The 14,394-nt window shown below is 71.6% G+C and carries 15 protein-coding genes, 1 tRNA gene and 1 pseudogene; 5 read left to right on the forward strand and 12 right to left on the reverse strand.

Going from position 1 to position 14,394, the window contains the following annotated elements:
* Positions 1 to 322 precede the first annotated feature (322 nt).
* Positions 323 to 1,627: an amidohydrolase family protein gene (locus ACWCQK_RS29180; protein WP_451159900.1), complete on the forward strand. Its 1,305-nt coding sequence runs from the start codon at positions 323 to 325 to the stop codon at positions 1,625 to 1,627.
* 111 nt (positions 1,628 to 1,738) lie between these two features.
* A complete protein-coding gene (locus ACWCQK_RS29185; RefSeq protein ID WP_451159902.1) occupies positions 1,739 to 2,395 on the forward strand; it encodes an SDR family oxidoreductase in 657 nt (218 codons plus the stop codon).
* A gap of 52 nt (positions 2,396 to 2,447) precedes the next feature.
* Here the strand turns inward: ACWCQK_RS29185 and ACWCQK_RS29190 are convergent, their stop codons facing one another.
* Positions 2,448 to 2,660, reverse strand: coding sequence for a hypothetical protein (locus tag ACWCQK_RS29190; RefSeq protein ID WP_451159904.1), 213 nt, complete (start codon positions 2,658 to 2,660; stop codon positions 2,448 to 2,450).
* 129 nt (positions 2,661 to 2,789) lie between these two features.
* Here ACWCQK_RS29190 and ACWCQK_RS29195 point away from each other — a divergent pair, with 129 nt between their 5' ends.
* Positions 2,790 to 3,131, forward strand: coding sequence for a hypothetical protein (locus ACWCQK_RS29195; protein WP_451159906.1), 342 nt, complete (start codon positions 2,790 to 2,792; stop codon positions 3,129 to 3,131).
* A gap of 89 nt (positions 3,132 to 3,220) precedes the next feature.
* Here ACWCQK_RS29195 and ACWCQK_RS29200 read toward each other — a convergent pair.
* A tRNA-Tyr gene (locus ACWCQK_RS29200) sits at positions 3,221 to 3,302 on the reverse strand.
* Positions 3,303 to 3,523: 221 nt separating this feature from the next.
* Between ACWCQK_RS29200 and ACWCQK_RS29205 the strand changes: the two genes are divergently transcribed.
* A complete protein-coding gene (locus ACWCQK_RS29205; RefSeq protein WP_385788915.1) occupies positions 3,524 to 4,012 on the forward strand; it encodes a YajQ family cyclic di-GMP-binding protein in 489 nt (162 codons plus the stop codon).
* Positions 4,013 to 4,176: 164 nt separating this feature from the next.
* Here the strand turns inward: ACWCQK_RS29205 and ACWCQK_RS29210 are convergent, their stop codons facing one another.
* Positions 4,177 to 4,443 (reverse strand): GlsB/YeaQ/YmgE family stress response membrane protein, encoded by a 267-nt coding sequence (locus tag ACWCQK_RS29210; RefSeq protein WP_451159908.1) that lies wholly within the window; start codon positions 4,441 to 4,443, stop codon positions 4,177 to 4,179.
* Between the two features lie 342 nt (positions 4,444 to 4,785).
* Here ACWCQK_RS29210 and ACWCQK_RS29215 point away from each other — a divergent pair, with 342 nt between their 5' ends.
* Entirely contained in the window at positions 4,786 to 5,187 is a 402-nt protein-coding gene (locus tag ACWCQK_RS29215) for a YccF domain-containing protein (RefSeq protein ID WP_451159910.1), read from the forward strand.
* Positions 5,188 to 5,236: 49 nt separating this feature from the next.
* On the opposite strand, the gene htpX is transcribed toward ACWCQK_RS29215, so the two are convergent.
* From htpX to ACWCQK_RS29260, 9 genes and pseudogenes are all read right to left on the reverse strand, one after another.
* A complete protein-coding gene (gene htpX, locus ACWCQK_RS29220) occupies positions 5,237 to 6,100 on the reverse strand; it encodes a zinc metalloprotease HtpX (protein ID WP_451159912.1) in 864 nt (287 codons plus the stop codon).
* A gap of 278 nt (positions 6,101 to 6,378) precedes the next feature.
* On the reverse strand, positions 6,379 to 7,914 hold the full coding sequence (locus ACWCQK_RS29225; RefSeq protein WP_451159914.1) for an NADH-quinone oxidoreductase subunit N: 1,536 nt from the start codon (positions 7,912 to 7,914) through the stop codon (positions 6,379 to 6,381).
* Positions 7,911 to 9,494, reverse strand: coding sequence for a complex I subunit 4 family protein (locus tag ACWCQK_RS29230; protein WP_451159916.1), 1,584 nt, complete (start codon positions 9,492 to 9,494; stop codon positions 7,911 to 7,913). The genes ACWCQK_RS29225 and ACWCQK_RS29230 overlap by 4 nt, the downstream gene beginning before the upstream one ends.
* Before the next feature lie 6 nt (positions 9,495 to 9,500).
* Positions 9,501 to 11,495 carry an NADH-quinone oxidoreductase subunit 5 family protein gene (locus ACWCQK_RS29235; RefSeq protein WP_451159918.1) on the reverse strand — a complete coding sequence of 665 codons (1,995 nt, stop codon included), beginning with the start codon at positions 11,493 to 11,495 and terminating at the stop codon, positions 9,501 to 9,503.
* Positions 11,492 to 11,887, reverse strand: a complete 396-nt coding sequence (gene nuoK / locus ACWCQK_RS29240; protein ID WP_451159920.1) for an NADH-quinone oxidoreductase subunit NuoK — start codon at positions 11,885 to 11,887, stop codon at positions 11,492 to 11,494. Before nuoK ends, ACWCQK_RS29235 begins: the two co-directional genes overlap by 4 nt.
* Positions 11,887 to 12,609: an NADH-quinone oxidoreductase subunit J family protein gene (locus ACWCQK_RS29245; protein WP_451159922.1), complete on the reverse strand. Its 723-nt coding sequence runs from the start codon at positions 12,607 to 12,609 to the stop codon at positions 11,887 to 11,889. Before ACWCQK_RS29245 ends, nuoK begins: the two co-directional genes overlap by 1 nt.
* Positions 12,606 to 13,175 (reverse strand): NuoI/complex I 23 kDa subunit family protein, encoded by a 570-nt coding sequence (locus ACWCQK_RS29250; protein WP_451159924.1) that lies wholly within the window; start codon positions 13,173 to 13,175, stop codon positions 12,606 to 12,608. Before ACWCQK_RS29250 ends, ACWCQK_RS29245 begins: the two co-directional genes overlap by 4 nt.
* Positions 13,175 to 14,143, reverse strand: coding sequence for a complex I subunit 1/NuoH family protein (locus ACWCQK_RS29255; RefSeq protein ID WP_451159926.1), 969 nt, complete (start codon positions 14,141 to 14,143; stop codon positions 13,175 to 13,177). The genes ACWCQK_RS29250 and ACWCQK_RS29255 overlap by 1 nt, the downstream gene beginning before the upstream one ends.
* Positions 14,140 to 14,394 (reverse strand): annotated as a pseudogene (locus ACWCQK_RS29260) (hypothetical protein); the annotation flags it as partial. The pseudogene ACWCQK_RS29260 and the gene ACWCQK_RS29255, both read right to left, overlap by 4 nt.

Genomic DNA, 14,394 nt, shown 5'->3' on the forward strand with positions numbered 1-14,394 from the left:
GCCGTTCACCCAAATCCGTTTCGTGCCCCGCCACCGGGCCCGCTCGACGCCCCGTTCCGGGCCGGGACCGGGGCCCCCGCGAGGGCTTCTCTCAAGGGTCCCGCGGGCAACTCGCGCGCCCCTCCGCCCCGCTCGCACCATGTTTCTGTCGGCAGGATCACACCCGGGCCACACCGGTACGACTATTGCGCTCCTCCCGGACGCGGGCGGAGCGCCGCCCTAGGCTCGACTCACTCTGCGTGATCTTGTGTCCAGCCGTGCGCGGCCCCGAGCCGGCCCGATCCCCGGCCCCGATCCCCGAGCCCGAGCCCCTTGGAGCGCGATGCCCGACAGCCAGCCGCAGCAGCCCCCTTCGTCGTCCTCTTCCCCCTCGTCCTCCTCGTCGTCCGCCCCCTCCTCCTCGACGGGATCCTCGGGACAGACCGACGCGGCTCCCCTGCTGCTGTGCGGGGCGCGGCTCACGGACGGCAGGACCGTGGACGTACGGCTGGGCGGCGGGCGGATCGAGGCGGTCGGCACCGCCGGGAGCCTGGCTGTGGAGGCGGCTCGCGGGTGCGTCGCCCGGGTCGACCTCGACGGCTACCTGCTGTTGCCGGCCCCGGCCGAACCGCACGCCCACGCCGACACCGCGCTGTCGGCCGACGGCGACGGACCGGTCTCGCACGACCCCCATGACGTCCAGCGCCGGGCGACGGAGGCGACCCTGCTGCAACTGGGCCACGGGGCCACCGCGCTGCGGGCGCACGTGCGCGTGGGTGACGTCCAGGGGCTCGGCGCGCTGGGCGCCGTCCTCCAGGCACGGCGCTCGCTGCGCGGGCTCGCCGCGCTGACGACGGTCGCGATGCCCCGGCTGCTCACCGGGGTGGCCGGGGCCGACGGCATGGCCATACTGCGCGACGCGATGAAGATGGGCGCCTCCGTGGTGGGCGGCTGTCCGGACCTGGATCCGGACCCGACCGGCTATGTCGAGGCCGTACTGGAGGTGGCCTCCGAACACGGCTGCCCGGTCGACCTGCACACGGACGCGGCCGACCCCACCCGCCTCGCCCGGATCGCCGCGATGGCGGGCGGCCTGCGGCCCGGTGTGACGCTCGGCCCCTGCGGCGGCCTGGGCCGGCTCCCCGTCGAGGCGGTCTCACGCGTCGCCGACCAACTGGCGGCCGTCGGCGTGACGGTGGTGTGCCTGCCGCAGGGCGGCTGCGGCGGCGTCGACCGGCGGGGCACCGCTCCGGTACGCCTGCTGCGCGCGGCCGGCGTGCGCGTGGCCGCCGGGAGCGGCGCCCTGCGGGACGTCTCGAACCCCGTGGGGCGCGGCGACCCCCTGGAGGCGGCGTACCTGCTGGCCTCCCGCCACGGGCTGCGCCCCGAGGACGCGTACGACACCGTGAGCGCCTCCGCGCGCGCGGCCCTGGGTCTGCCCGAGGTCAGGGTGGAGGCGGGGTTCCCCGCCGACCTGCTGGCCGTGCGCGGCGACCGACTGGCGGGAGCGCTGTCCCTGGGGTACAGCCGGATCGTGGTGCACCAAGGGCGCGTGGTGGCCCGCACGAGCGCGGTCCGTGAGTACTGCGACTCGACGGCGGCGGCGGAACTGGGGCTGCCGAGGCAGGGGCGCGGGGAGTTGTCATGAGGTGCGAGGAGTTGCGCTCAGCTCCCGCCCGTGCCGCGCACGCCCCCGCGCACGCGTGACATGGCTGAAGTCGTGCGGCGGATGCGGCCGTCCGGGCGTACGGTCGAAGACATGCGCATTGTCATCGCTGGTGGACATGGTCAGATCGCGCTGCGGCTGGAGCGACTGCTCTCCGCGCGCGGGGACGAGGTCGCCGGAATCATCCGTAAGGCCGAACAGGCGGACGCTCTGCGGGAGGCCGGCGCCGAACCGGTGCTGCTGGACCTGGAGTCGGCCTCGGTCGAGGAGGTGGCGGCCGTCCTGCGGGGCGCGGACGCGGCGGTGTTCGCGGCGGGCGCCGGTCCGGGCAGCGGCGTGGCCCGCAAGGACACGGTGGACAAGGGCGCGGCCGTGCTGTTCGCGGACGCGGCGGTCCAGGCGGGCGTACGACGCTTCGTGGTCGTGTCCGCGATGCGCGCGAATCCGGCCCACCAGGGCGATGAGGTCTTCGACGTCTACCTGCGCGCCAAGGGCGAGGCCGACGCCTACGTACAGAGCCTGGACGCCCTGGACTGGACGGTCCTGCGCCCCGGTGCGCTGACGGACGACGCCGGCACCGGCCAGGTGCGCCTGGAGGCGCACACGGGCCGTGGTCCCGTCACACGCGACGACGTGGCCGCCGTACTGGCGGAGCTGGTGGACACCCCAGCGACGACCGGTCTGGTCCTCGAACTGGTCGGCGGGTCGACGCCGGTGACGGTCGCGGTGAAGTCGGTGGCGGGGAACTGACCTCGTCGGCAGTGGTCCGGGTACCCCGAACGGCCGTACGGGCCGGTGGGGTCTAGAACAGCCGCATCTGGCCGGGGAACTCGGGCACGGCATACCCGTCCAACGTGGCCTGGGCCGCGCCGAGTAGGGCGATTCCGCGGGAGCCCGGGCATGAGGTGAGGGCGCCGTTCTCCCGCGCGCCGGGCGGGTCGTGCCGGGCGAACCGGCCCGCGACCACGGCGATCTCGCGACGGCACTCGGGGCAGCTTCTGCGGCGGGACGACATGGGATCAGTGTGCCCTGCACCGGACCTGACGGCACCGATGGTCCGCGGATACGGCCGTACCGGCGGAGCTCTGGCGGGTCGCGGGCGCCGACGCGCGGAAGTCCGGACACCTCCCTAGGCTCCGTGCACGTGGCAGACACCTTCGAGGAACTCGTGGCGAAACAGCGGACCGCGTACGAGGCGCACAGACGGGTCCTGCAACTGCGGGACACCTACGGCGCCCCCACGGCCGAGCAGTGGACGCAACAGCAGTCCGACACGTACGAGACCGCCTGGCGTGCCTGGCGTGACCTGGCGCGGGACGTACAGGCCTCCGTGACCGAGTACGCCAAGGACGAGGGCCGGTCGCGCTACGACGTCGAGGCGGACGTGAAGCGGGTGGCGGGACCCGAACCCGAGGAGGCGATCGAGAAGAACGGGAAGAGCGGCGAGGACGGCAAGGGCGGCAGGGACGCCCCCACGACCGGCTGACGACCGCGCACGGCCGCCCGCACGCCGGGCCGCATGACGAAGGGCCCGTGACCTGCTTTCTCAGCAGGTCACGGGCCCTTCGTTCCGTGTGGCGGCGCCAGGGTTCGAACCTGGGTAGGCTAAGCCGGCAGATTTACAGTCTGCTCCCTTTGGCCACTCGGGCACACCGCCGGGTTTGCTGCCCTTCACACCGCTTGTCGGCGATGCTCCCTGGCAACGACGTAAACAATACCCGATGGGGAGGGGTGCTTCGCCACCCGATTGATCGCCTCCCACGGGGAGCGAGGTGGCTAGGCTTGGGCGGATGCGGCCAGGGCCCGGCGGGCTCGGCGGCAGCCCCGTGTACGCCGGTACGCGGCCGGTACGCCCCCAGATACAAGGAGCCACAGGACATGGCCGACTCCAGTTTCGACATCGTCTCGAAGGTCGAGCGGCAGGAGGTCGACAACGCCCTCAACCAGGCCGCCAAGGAGATCTCGCAGCGCTACGACTTCAAGGGCGTGGGCGCCTCGATCTCCTGGTCCGGGGAGAAGATCCTGATGGAGGCGAACTCCGAGGACCGGGTGAACGCCGTCCTCGACGTCTTCCAGTCGAAGCTGATCAAGCGCGGAATCTCCCTCAAGGCGCTGGAGGCCGGCGAGCCCCAGCTCTCGGGCAAGGAGTACAAGATCTTCGCGGACATCCAGGAGGGCATCTCCCAGGAGAACGCCAAGAAGGTGGCGAAGATCATCCGCGATGAGGGTCCGAAGGGCGTGAAGGCTCAGGTGCAGGGCGAGGAACTGCGCGTCACCTCCAAGAGCCGCGACGACCTCCAGGCCATCATCGCCCTGCTGAAGGGCAAGGACTTCGACTTCGCGCTCCAGTTCGTGAACTACCGGTAGTTCGCGAACGCCGGGTGCCACGAGGTGCGCGTCGCGTGCGCCCGTGCCGCACGCACGCGCGTGCTCGTGACCTCGCACGAAAAGGGTGGGCGCCCGTCGGTGCCCACCCTTCTCCGCTGCCGGCCACGATGCCGGAGCGCGTGCCGGACTCAGTGGCGTGTGATTCAGTCGCGTGTGTTGCCGAACAGGATCCGGAAGGCGATCAGGAGCACCAGCGAGCCGCCGATCGCCGCTGCCCAGGTGGCGCCGTCGTAGAAGTCCTTGCTGATCGGATGGTCCAGCCAGCGGGCCGATATCCAGCCGCCGAGGAACGCCCCCACGATGCCGATGAGGGTCGTACCGATGAAGCCGCCCGGGTCACGGCCCGGGAGCAGGAACTTGGCGATGGCCCCGGCCAACAGCCCCAGGATGATCCAGCTGATGATGCTCATGCCGTGAACCTGCCCTTTCATGTCGTGCTTGCACTGTCCCGGACCTGTGACTTTCGCCCGGCCGGGCGGTGCGTCCTCGTGCCGTACCCGTCGTGTCGACAAAGAGGACGCCGAGGCGGTGTCCGGCGGTTGCACGGGGGCAGTGGGGCGCGGCGCATGACACGGTCCGGCCCCGGACCGCGGGGGGCTTGTCGGTGCTTCGGGAGAGAACGGAGGAGTTCGTCTCCGATCGTTCCCGATCACGCCACAAGGCCGCTGCGGCTCGCAGTTGACCGTCCGGCCCGCTGATACTTGTCAAGGACGGACAGCGTTTGCGGAGCCACCTGGGGAGAGGTACCGACCATGAAGTTGTTCAACCTGCTGCTCAACATCGTGTGGCTGGTCTTTTGCGGTATCTGGATGGCCATCGCCTATGCGATCGCCGCGCTGATCTGCTTCGTTCTGATCATCACGATTCCGTTCGGCATCGCGTCGTTGCGCATCGCCGGGTACGTGCTGTGGCCGTTCGGACGGACCACGGTGGAGCGGCCCGACGCCGGCGCGCCGTCGTTCATCGGCAACGTGATCTGGGTGATCTTCGCGGGCTGGTGGCTGGCGCTGGGGCACCTCATCACCAGCATCCCGCTGTTCCTGTCCGTCATCGGCATCCCGTTCGGCTGGGCCAACCTGAAGATGATCCCGATCTCCCTCATGCCGCTGGGCCGTGACGTGGTGTCGACGGACCAGCGGTTCGGCGGGCGCTGACCGCAGCCCGGCTTCGACAGGCGCCGAGCCGAGGCCCAGCGGCGACGCCTTACGGGCGCCGGCCCGCCATCTTCTCCAGCCGGGCGATGCGCTCCGCCATCGGCGGGTGGGTGGAGAACAGCTTCGAGACCCCCTGGCCCGGACGGAAGGGGTTCGCGATCATCATGTGGCTCGCGGTCTCGATGCGCGGCTCGGGGGGCAGCGGAAGCTGCTTGGTACCCGCGTCGAGCTTGCGCAGCGCGCTGGCGAGGGCGATCGGGTCGCCGGTGAGCTGGGCGCCGGACGCGTCGGCCTCGTACTCCCTGGAGCGGCTGATGGCCAGTTGGATGACGGTGGCGGCGAGCGGGCCCAGGATCATGATCAACAGCATGCCCAGGATGCCGGGACCGTCGTCGTCGTTCGAACGTCCGATCGGGATCAGCCAGGCGAAGTTGACCAGGAACATGATCACGGAGGCGAGGGCGCCGGCCACCGACGAGATCAGGATGTCGCGGTTGTAGACGTGGCTGAGCTCGTGGCCGATGACTCCGCGCAGTTCGCGCTCGTCCAGGATGCGCAGGATGCCCTCGGTGCAGCACACGGCCGCGTTGCGCGGGTTGCGGCCGGTCGCGAAGGCGTTCGGCGCCTCCGTCGGGGAGATGTAGAGGCGGGGCATGGGCTGGCGGGCCTGGGTGGAGAGCTCGCGGACCATGCGGTACAGCGCCGGGGCCTCGAACTCGCTCACCGGGCGGGCGCGCATCGCGCGCAGTGCCAGCTTGTCGCTGTTCCAGTACGCGTACGCGTTGGTGCCGAGGGCGACGAGGACCGCGACGACCAGTCCCGTACGGCCGAAGAAGCTGCCGATCAGGATGATGAGTGCGGACAGTCCCCCGAGGAGTACTGCGGTCCTGAGCCCGTTGTGCCGGCGGTGCACGGTACGCCCTCCAAGTGGTGCAGCAGGGGAACCCTTTGCTTGCTGTCTGTCGATGCCACTGGTGTCGTGGTGTCACATCCAGTGGACCCTCCCGTACTGGTCAACGCCAGGCGGAAGCGACTAGTTCCCTTGTGCGCGCGGCGGCACGGGTGGGCCGTCCGGGTGACGGGCCCCTGGGCCGCGCCGCCCGCCGAATTGCTGCTCGGGCCGCCTGGGTGGTGGGCTGTCCGCCGCCTCGGTGGTGGGCTGTCCGTGGCGTCCGCGGTGCGAGGGCCGCCTCAGAACAGCCCGGTGTCGGCGAAGCGCAGGACCAGCTGCGGCGCCCCTGACAGGGCGATGCCCAGGACGCCGGTCAGCGCGATCGCGGCCGTGAGGGGGGCCGGGACGCGGTGCTTCTCGGGCTCGCCCTCGGGGGCACGGAACAGCAGTGTCGTCCACCGGAGGTAGTAGAAGAGCGCGATCACCACGTTGACGGCCATGACCACCGCGAGCCATCCCAGGCCCGCGTCGACGGCCGCCGAGAAGACGGTGACCTTGGCGAAGAGGCCGATGACACCCGGCGGCAGCCCCGCGAGGCAGAGCAGGAAGAAGGCCAGGAGCAGGGCGGCCAGGGGGTTCGAGGCGTAGAGGCCCCGGTAGTCCGAGACGCGGTTCAGGGCCCGGTTACGGCCCACCAGCGCGGCCACCGCGAAGGCGCCCAGGTTGACCGCCGCGTACATGAGGGCGTACGCGAGCGTGGAGCCGACCGACTTGCGGGCGTCGTCGGAGTACGCGGCGGCGGCGATCGGCACGAGGAGGTAGCCCGCCTGGCCCACCGACGACCACGCGAGCAGACGGACCGCGCTGTACGCGCGCGTGGCCCGCTGACGCAGGGCGCCGACATTGCCGACGGTCATGGTGAGGGCGGCCAGCGCGGCCAGCGCGGGGCCCCAGACGTGGGCGTACGTCGGGAAGGCGACGACCGTGACCAGGATCAGGCCGGAGAAGCCGACCGCCTTGCCGACCACCGACAGGTAGGCGGCGATCGGCAGCGGGGCTCCTACGTAGGTGTCGGGCACCCAGAAATGGAAGGGCACGGCGGCCGTCTTGAAGGCGAAGCCGACGAGGGTGAGGACGACGCCGGCCTGGGCGAGGGTGTAGAGCTGGCCGTCGACGCGCTGGATGCGGTCGGCGACCTGGGTGAGGTAGAGGGTGCCGGTGGAGGCGTAGACGAAGCTGATGCCCATCAGGCTGACCGCGGTCGCGGTCACCGAGGACAGGAAGAACTTCAGGGCCGCTTCGGAGGACTTCCGGTCGCCGTGCCGGATGCCGACCAGGGCGAACGCGGGCAGGGAGGCGACCTCCAGGGCGACGACGAGGGTGGCGAGGTCGCGGGAGGCGGGCAGCAGGGCGGCGCCCGCCGCGGAGGAGAGCAGCAGGAACCAGTACTCCCCTTCGGGCAGTCCCTTGTCGGCGTCCTTCAGGGCGGTGACCGAGAGCAGGGCCGCGAGGAGGGCGCCGCCGAGGACCAGGAACTGCACGACGAGGGTGAAGCGGTCCACCGTGTAGCTGCACACGCGCGCGTCGCCGGTGAGACAGAAGGTGGAGCGGTCGCCGTCCAGGAGGGGCAGCAGCAGGAGGGCCGCCGCGGCGAGTCCCGCGACCGAGACCCAGCCGAGGACGGCCTTGCGGGCGTCGGCGAGGAACAGGTCGGCGACGAGGACGGCGAGGGCGACCACGGCGGCGAGGGTGGGCGGCGCGATCGCGAGCCAGTCGACGGACTGCACGACCGACTGGGCCGCCGACTGTGCCAGGGGCTGGGCCAGGGAGCTCATCGGGTGCCTCCTGAGAGGAGCTGCTGCACGGCCGGGTCGGTCAGCCCGAGGAGAGCCTTCGGCCACAGTCCGGCGACGACGGTGAGGGCGACGAGCGGGGTCCAGGCCGCGAACTCGTAGGTCTGCACGTCGGCGAGCCTCGGGGCCTCCCGCGCGTCCCGCGGCGGGGCACCCATGCAGACGCGCCGGACCACGATGAGCATGTACGCGGCGGTGAGCAGCGTGCCGAACGCGGCGATCGCCATGAAGGTGAGGTAGGCGGGGCGGCTGAGGCCGGCGGCGGGATCGAACGCGCCGAACAGCGCCAGCATCTCGCCCCAGAACCCGGCGAGGCCCGGCAGGCCGAGCGAGGCGACCGCGGCGAAGGCGAGCAGGCCGCCCAGCCGCGGGGCCCGGCCGTAGAGCGCGGCGCCGGTCTCCTCGGCGAGGCTGTCGAGGTCGGTCGTGCCCGTGCGGTCCTTCAGCGCGCCGACCAGGAAGAAGAGCAGGCCGGTGATGAGGCCGTGGGCGATGTTGGCGAACAGGGCGCCGTTCACGCCGGTCGGGGTCATCGTCGAGATGCCGAGCAGGACGAAGCCCATGTGGCCGACGGAGGAGTAGGCGATCAGGCGCTTGAGGTCGCCCTTCGCGCCCTGCCGGGCGAGGGCGAGGCAGGCCAGGGATCCGTAGACGATCCCGACGACGGCGAAGGCCGCGAGGTAGGGAGCGAAGGTCCGGAAGCCGTCGGGCGTGATCGGCAGGAGAATCCGGACGAACCCGTACGTACCCATCTTCAGCATGACGCCGGCCAGCAGGACCGAACCGACGGTCGGCGCGGCGGTGTGGGCGTCGGGCAGCCAGCTGTGCAGCGGCCACATCGGCGTCTTCACCGCGAGCCCGATCCCGATCGCCAGAGCGGCGATGACCTGCACGGATGTGGTCAGGGACCGGCCGTTGTCAGTGGCGAGTGCCACCATGTCGAATGTGCCCGCCTTGATTCCGATCAGGAGCAGGCCGAGCAGCATGACGACGGAGCCGAGCAGCGTGAAGAGGATGAACTTCCAGGCGGCCTGGGTCCGTTCCGCGCCGCCCCAGCGGGCGATGAGGAAGTACATCGGGATGAGGACCGTCTCGAAGGCGAGGAAGAACAGCAGCAGGTCGAGGACGGCGAAGGTGGCGAGGGTGCCGGACTCGAGGACCAGCATGAGCGCGACGAACGCCTTCGGGCCGGGGCCCGCGGGCATCTTGAAGTAGGAGTACAGCGCGCAGAGGAAGGTCAGCAGCGCGGTCAGGACCAGAAGGGGGAGGGAGATGCCGTCGATGCCGAGGTGGATCCGCACGTCGAGTGCGGGGATCCAGCTGATGTCCGTCGTGGCCTGCATCTTCGACGGATGGTCGTGGTCGAAGCCGAGCGCCAGGACGACCGCGGCGATGAGGACGACGCCGGTGACGGTCACACCGTGCCGGAGCACGGCCTGCTCGGGCGACTTCCCCTTCAGCCCGGGCGGGGCGGGCAGCAGAGCGGCGGCGGCACCGAGGAGCGGGCCGACGACGACGAACGCCAGAAGGACCTGCATCACGGACTCGCTGATATCGATCACGCCTGCTCACGCTCCCGTGGCGACAAGGACGGCGGCGACCGTCAGGACGACGGCACCGGCGAGCAGCGCGCTCACATAGGTCTGCACATTGCCGGTCTGGGCACGCCGTACGGCGGCACCGAGCCAGCGGGGTAGGGCGGCCGCGCCGCGCACGTAGGTGTCGACCACCTCGCGGTCGAGGAACCGGACGAGGCTCGCCGCACCGCGGACGGGGCGGACGAACAGCACGTCGTACACCGCGTCGAGGTGGAAGCCGACGGCCGCGTGGCGGTACAGCGGGCCGAGCAGGAGCCGGCCGGGATCGGCCGGGTCGGGCGCGTGGGCCACGTCTCCGTAGGCGGGTTCGTGGCCGGCGATGGCCTCGGCCTCGACGAGTCCGGCGTCGCCCTCGGGGTGGGCGGCGACCGCGCCCAGGGGGACACCGGCGGCGAGGGCCCTGGTGCCCTGCCAGACGCCGTAGGTGGCCAGTCCGCCGACCAGGGCGAGGCCCGTGCCGAGGATGGAGGTGGTGAGCGTCGGGGTGAGGGGGCCGCCGTCGAACCAGCCGGGCAGCCACGCGTACGTGAGCCCGCCGAAGGCGAGGGCCGGGACGGCGAGCACCCACAGCACGACGGTCATGGTGAGCGGCTGGCGGCCGTGGTCGGCGACCTCGGCGCCCCGGCCGCGGAACGCCAGCAGCCACAGGCGGGTCGCGTACGCGGCGGTGAGCAGGGCGGTGAGCAGGCCGGCCACGAGGACGGTCCAGCCCGCGGCGGCGGGCGCGTGCTCGGTGTGGCCCGTGCTGACGTGTTCGGCGGTGCCGAGGACGGACTCCTTGGAGAAGAAGCCGCTGAACGGCGGGATCGCGGCGAGGGAGAGGAGCGCCACGCTCATCGTCCAGTAGGCGTCCGGGACGCGGTCGCGCAGTCCCCCCATGCGGGCCATGGCGGCCAGCGAGTTGGTGCCGGCGGCGTGGATGACCACGCCGGCCGCGAGGAACAGCAGCGCCTTGAAGGCGCCGTGCGAGAGGAGGTGGAAGACGGCGGCACCGCGGTCGCCGACGGCGAGGGCGCCGGTCATGTAGCCGAGCTGACTGATCGTCGAGTAGGCGAGGACACGCTTGATGTCGTCCTGGGCGAGCGCCGCGAGCGCCGATCCGGCCATGGTGACGGCGGCCATGACGGCGAGGACGACCATCGCGGCCGAGGAGGCCTGGAAGAGCGGGAGGAGACGGGCGACGAAGTAGACACCGGCGGCCACCATGGTCGCGGCGTGGATCAGCGCGGAGACGGGCGTGGGGCCCGCCATCGCGTCGGGGAGCCAGGTGTGCAGCGGGAACTGCGCCGACTTGCCCGCCACGCCCGCCAGGAGCAGCAGGGCGACCACGGTCGGGTGGTCGATCCCGCCGCTCGCGACCGTGCCCAGGATCTTGGTGATCCGGAAGGAGCCGGCGTCGGTGGCGAGGGCGAACAGGCCGATGAGGAAGGGGACGTCGCCGAGCTTGGTGACCAGGAAGGCCTTGAGCGAGGCGGAGCGGGCCTCCGGGGTCTCCCAGTAGTGGCCGACCAGGAAGTAGGAGCAGATGCCCATGACTTCCCAGCCGACCAGCAGCACGATCAGGTCGCCGGTGTAGACGACCAGGAGCATCGCGGAGGTGAACAGGGAGACGAGGGCGGCGTAGGAGGCGTAACGCGGATCGTCGCGCAGGTAGCCCGTCGAGTAGATCTGCACGCAGCTCGCCACGAAGGCGACGAGGACGGCGACGAGGGCGGCGAAGCCGTCGACGCGCAGGGCGAGTTCGACGGGGACCGAGCCGGTGGGCGTGAGCTCGGTGGCGGCGTCGATCGCCTGGCCGCCGCCCTGGCGCACGGCGACCAGTACCGCGAGGACGAGCGCACCGAGGGTCGGCAGGACGGCCAGCGGGCGGACGAGGCCGGGTTCCGTGCGGCCCAGGAGCAGGCCGGCCGCGGCGCCCAGGAACGGCAGGAGGGGGACGAGGACGGCGAGGGTGGTCGTGGTCACGCGGTGGCCTCAGCCTTCTCGGCCGCGGGGGCGTCGTTGTCGGGGCCGTCGCCGTCGGAGCCGTCGTTCCCGTGGCCCTCGGCGGTGTCGCGGAGCTTGTCGATGTCCGCGGTGCCGCGGTTGCGGTGGACGGCGAGGACGATCGCCAGGCCGATGCCGATCTCGGCGGCGGCGATGGCGATGGTGAACAGGGTCAGGGCCTGGCCGGAGTGCAGGGTGTCCTCGGCACTCCGGCTGAGCCAGACGTCGAAGGCGACCAGGTTGAGGTTGACGGCGTTGAGCATCAGCTCGACCGACATCAGGACCAGGATCGCGTTGCGGCGGGCGAGGACGCCGTAGAGGCCGGTGCAGAAGAGGAGGGCGGCGAGCACGGCGGGATAGACGAGGTGCATCAGCGGACGCCTCCCTTGCCTGCGCTGTCCGATGCCGCGCCCGCCTGGTCCGACGGCCTGTGGGCGCCGGCCGAAGCGCTGTCGCCGCCGACCGAAGCCCTGTCTCCGCCGGTTGAGGCGTCGCCCCCGCCTGGCGTCGGAATGCGCGTGACGGCGGTCGCCGTCGGGGCCGCGGCCGCGTTCGCCTTCGCCTTGCGGGAGAGGACGATCGCGCCGACCAGGGCGGCGAGGAGGAGGACGGAGAGCGCCTCGAAGGGGAGGACCCAGTTCTGGAAGAGGCTTTCGCCGGTGACGCGGGTGGTGCCGGCGGGCTCGCCGGCCAGGTCGATCCAGGTGGCGCGGAAGGCGTCGACGACGACCCAGACCAGGGCGGCCGCGGCGGCGACGGCCACGGCGAGGGCGGCCCAGCGGTTGCCGGAGTCGGCGTCCGGGGAGCGGCCGATGGGGGCCCTGGTGAGCATCAGACCGAACAGCAGGAGGACGACCACGGAACCGACGTAGATGAGGACCTGCACCCAGGCGATGAACTCGGCGGTGAGCAGGAGGTATTCGACGGCGAGGCCGCCGAGGGTCACCACGAGCCACAGGGCGGCGTGCACCAGCTGCCGGGTGGTGACGGTGACGAGCGCGGCGCCGAAGGTGACCAGGCCGACGAGCAGGAAGGCGATCTCCACGCCGGCCGGGGAGAGGAAGCCGTGCGGACCGGTGGCGGCGAAGGTCATGGCTGCTCCCCCTCTGGCTCGTTCGGCTCGTTCGGCTCGGCCCGCGCGGCGGCCAGTTTCTCGGCGGTCTTGCGGGCGGCGGCGATCTCCTTCGGTTCCTCCGCGGCCGGGTCGAGGGCGGGCGGGGCCGGGACCGTCCACATCCACTCACGGAGCTTGTCGCGTTCGTGGGTGAGTTCGCGGATGTCGGTCTCGGCGTACTCGAACTCCGGGGACCAGAACAGGGCGTCGAAAGGACACACCTCGATGCAGATACCGCAGTACATGCACAGGGAGAAGTCGATGGCGAAGCGGTCGAGGACGTTACGGCTGCGCTCACGGCCGCCGGGGGCCGCGGGCGGCACGGTCTCCTTGTGGGAGTCGATGTAGATGCACCAGTCGGGGCACTCGCGGGCGCACAGCATGCAGACCGTGCAGTTCTCCTCGAACAGGCCGATCACGCCGCGGGTGCGGGGCGGGAGGTCGGGCAGGGTGTCCGGGTACTGCTCGGTGACCGTCTTCTTCGTCATGGTGCGGAGGGTGACGGCCAGGCCCTTGGCCAGCCCGGAGCCCGGGAGGGGAGCCATCAGGAGATCACCACCTTGACGATGCCGGTGAGAGCGATCTGGGCGAGGGCGAGGGGGACCAGGAGGGTCCAGGAGAACTTCTGGAGCTGGTCCTCGCGCAGGCGGGGATAGGTGACGCGGAGCCAGATGACGACGAAGGCGAGGACGGCCGTCTTCAGCAGGGTCCACACCCAGCCGAGGCCGTCGGCGCCCCAGGGTCCGTGCCAGCCGCCCAGGAAGAGGACGGTGGTCAGGCCGCACAGGACGACGATTCCGGCGTACTCGGCGAGGAGGAAGAGGGCGAAGCGCAGACCGGTGTACTCGGTGTACGCGCCGAAGATGATCTCCGAGTCGGCGACGGGCATGTCGAAGGGCGGGCGCTGGAGTTCGGCCAGGCCGGCGATGAAGAAGACGAACGCGCCGGTGAGCTGCCAGGGGAGCCACCACCAGTGGAAGGCGTCCACGATGCCGGGGAGGGAGACCGTACCGGCCGCCATCGCCACCGAGGCGGCGGCGAGCAGCATCGGGAGTTCGTAGGCGAGCAGCTGGGCGGCCGTGCGCAGGCCGCCGAGGAGGGAGAACTTGTTGGCGGAGGCCCAGCCGGCCATGAGGGAGCCGAGGACGCCCACGCCCATCACGGCGAGTACGAAGAAGATGCCCGCGTCGACGACCTGCCCGACGGCACCCTCGCCCGGGCCGATCGGGATGGCGAGGAGGACCAGGAGGTACGGCAGGAGGGCGACGGCGGGGGCGAGCTGGAAGACCCGGCGGTCCGCGCCCGCCGGGACCACGTCCTCCTTCTGCGCGAACTTCACTCCGTCGGCCACGAGTTGGGCCCAGCCGTGGAAGCCGCCGGCGTACATCGGGCCGAGGCGGCCCTGCATGTGGGCCATCACCTTGTGCTCGGTCTGACCGATGATCAGGGGGAAGGTGAGGAAGACGCCGAAGACGACGAGGAGTCGCAGGGCGACATCCAGCGCGTCGTTCACTGCGGGCCTCCTTGGGGATCGGGGTCGGGGTCGGTGGGGGCGTCGCGGGCCGGCTTGTCGGGACTGCGCTTGTCGGGAGTGCGCTTGTCGGGGGCGGGAGTGTCGGCGGTGCTCGTGCCCTTGCCCGCATCGGGGGCAGGAGTGTCGGGAGTGCCCGTGCCCTTGCCCGCATCGGGGGCAGGAGTGTCGGGAGTGCCCGTGCCCTTGCCCGCATCGGGGGCAGGAGTGTCGGGAGTGCCCGTGCCCTTGCC

The organism is Streptomyces sp. NPDC002306, assembly GCF_053593435.1.

Excerpts from the sequence above, each read along its gene's own strand:
- ACWCQK_RS29250 (WP_451159924.1), bottom strand. The coding sequence starts at position 13,175 with ATGGCTCCCCTCCCGGGCTCCGGGCTGGCCAAGGGCCTGGCCGTCACC.
- ACWCQK_RS29180 (WP_451159900.1), top strand. The coding sequence starts at position 323 with ATGCCCGACAGCCAGCCGCAGCAGCCCCCTTCGTCGTCCTCTTCCCCC.
- nuoK (WP_451159920.1), bottom strand. The coding sequence starts at position 11,887 with ATGCACCTCGTCTATCCCGCCGTGCTCGCCGCCCTCCTCTTCTGCACC.
- ACWCQK_RS29245 (WP_451159922.1), bottom strand. The coding sequence starts at position 12,609 with ATGACCTTCGCCGCCACCGGTCCGCACGGCTTCCTCTCCCCGGCCGGC.
- ACWCQK_RS29210 (WP_451159908.1), bottom strand. The coding sequence starts at position 4,443 with ATGAGCATCATCAGCTGGATCATCCTGGGGCTGTTGGCCGGGGCCATC.
- ACWCQK_RS29205 (WP_385788915.1), top strand. The coding sequence starts at position 3,524 with ATGGCCGACTCCAGTTTCGACATCGTCTCGAAGGTCGAGCGGCAGGAG.
- ACWCQK_RS29215 (WP_451159910.1), top strand. The coding sequence starts at position 4,786 with ATGAAGTTGTTCAACCTGCTGCTCAACATCGTGTGGCTGGTCTTTTGC.
- ACWCQK_RS29190 (WP_451159904.1), bottom strand. The coding sequence starts at position 2,660 with ATGTCGTCCCGCCGCAGAAGCTGCCCCGAGTGCCGTCGCGAGATCGCC.
- ACWCQK_RS29225 (WP_451159914.1), bottom strand. The coding sequence starts at position 7,914 with ATGAGCTCCCTGGCCCAGCCCCTGGCACAGTCGGCGGCCCAGTCGGTC.
- ACWCQK_RS29185 (WP_451159902.1), top strand. The coding sequence starts at position 1,739 with ATGCGCATTGTCATCGCTGGTGGACATGGTCAGATCGCGCTGCGGCTG.